This is a genomic window from Streptomyces sparsus (assembly GCF_054776295.1).
Genome location: NZ_BAAHCA010000931.1, coordinates 1 through 1,893, shown reverse-complemented (window position 1 = coordinate 1,893; position 1,893 = coordinate 1). Strand labels below are relative to the sequence as shown.

Below are 1,893 nucleotides of genomic sequence, written 5' to 3'. Positions count from 1 at the left end.
CGCCCGGCGCAGTCCCGGACGACCGGCCGCCGGGGCGCAGCCGGCGCACCAGCCGCCCCGACCGGGCGCCCAGCCAGACCAGGAACACCGTCGGCAGGAAGACGGCGTCGGCCGCGATCATCGCCAGCGAGAAGAACGGCAGGCCCAGGATCACCGCGATGGAGGCGTGCTCCAGGATCATGACGGCCAGCAGCACGTTCTTCACCTTGCGGTTGAACAGGGTGAAGGGGAACGCGACCTGCACGATGACCGTGCCGTAGGTGAGCAGCAGAACGACCAGTCCGCTGCTGCCCAGCGCCTCGGAGAGGGCCGGCCAGGGCGCGAAGTAGTCCAGGTGCATCGGGTAGTAGACGGCGGTGCCGTCCTGCCAGCGCGAGCCCTGCACCTTGTACCAGCCGGCCGTCGCGTAGATCAGGCAGACCTCGACGATGATCACCAGCAGCGCGCCGTTGTGCACCAGGTTGACCAGGGCGTCCAGCACGGCGCGCGGCTCACCGGGGCCGAACCGCTGGAGGGTCCACCACAGGGCGTGGGCCAGCAGCAGGGCCCAGAAGCACAGCGCCCAGCCCCAGCTGAGCAGTCCGCCGATGGTGACGACGAGCAGCGCGGCGGCACCCAGCGTCCACAGCAGCAGCCCGGGGACGTCGGCGTCGTCGGTGCCGGCCCGGCGGCGGGCCCGCCGGGCGTCCAGCGACCAGACCTGGCCGCAGCGGGTGAGGACCAGGTACATCGCCATCAGGTGGACGACGTTGTCGCCACCGTCGCCCATGAAGACGCTGCGGTTCTGCAGGGACAGCACGCCGATCATGAAGAACACGGACATCGTCCGGGTGCGCCAGCCGAGCAGCAGGCCGACGGCGGACAGCACCGCGAAGGCGTAGACGACCTCGAACCACAGCGTGCTGTCCGTCCACATCAGCACGGTGAAGGCCTGGTTGCCGTCGATGAGCCGCTCGGCGAGCGTCCAGCTCCACGGCGAGTCCGGGCCGTACAGCTCGTGCCGGTGCGGCAGTTCGCGCAGCAGGAAGAACAGCCAGGTCGCGGCGAAGCCGATACGGACCACCGCGGTCTGGTACGGGCCGAGTGCCCGCCCGGTGACGGTGGCGAAGGCGCGGGTGAACGACGCGTCGAGGCGGGCCCGCAGGCTTGCCCGGGTGGGCGGCACGGCGGGCGGCAGCGGGGGCCGGGGCGGGGGCGCGGGAGCCGGGGCGGGCGGCGGAGTGGTCACCGGGCGTCTCCGGGGATGTCGGTGTCGGTCACCGGCCACCAGGGCAGGACCCGGTACTTGGTCTCGGTGTCGACGGTCTCGCCGCTCCACGGCGGCGGGGCGACGGCACTGGTCGCGGACCGGACCTGGACGCGCCGCACCCGGTCGACGTCGAGCCGGCCGCCCAACCGCAGCATCACGATGCGCTTGAGGTAGGCCTCGGACAGCTCACCGCGGCGGCCGGTGGCCCGGCCGTCGGAGTCGTGCGAGTTGTTGAAGAAGTCCCAGGCGCGCCGCAGCTCGTTCTGCGCGACGTGGCTGGGAAAGGGGTTGCCGCGGACGTGGCCGGCGTCGATGGCGGTGAGGTTCACCCAGGTGGTCGTGTCGCTGCCGCCGTCCCCCGGCCCGTCCCCGCCCGGGCCGCCGTCCAGCTCCGCCCTGGCGTGCACGGCGATGTTCTGCTGGAGCGGGTTGGGCGCGAACAGCTTCCAGTTCTGTTCGAACTCCGGGTACACGTAGCCGTCGACGGTGGACGCGTACTGCTTGCTGAGCGTGTTCGACGGCGCCACGTGCAGGAACACCATGCCCAGGTGCACCACGACGGCGACGGCCACCACGGCCACCGCGACGGCGAGCAGGATCCGCGAGGACGGCGCCAGGGCGAGGGCCCCGGGCGGATCCGGCAC

Annotated in this window: 2 protein-coding genes; both read right to left on the bottom strand. The window is 72.3% G+C overall.

What is annotated here, in order from left to right:
• Positions 1-1,228 (bottom strand): HTTM domain-containing protein (locus ACYVE9_RS25045; RefSeq protein WP_461030171.1); only part of this gene is annotated, 1,228 nt, incomplete at its 3' end.
• Positions 1,225-1,893, bottom strand: a 669-nt coding sequence (locus ACYVE9_RS25040; protein ID WP_461030170.1) for a DUF5819 family protein, incomplete at its 5' end; no start/stop codon positions are given. The genes ACYVE9_RS25040 and ACYVE9_RS25045, both read right to left, overlap by 4 nt.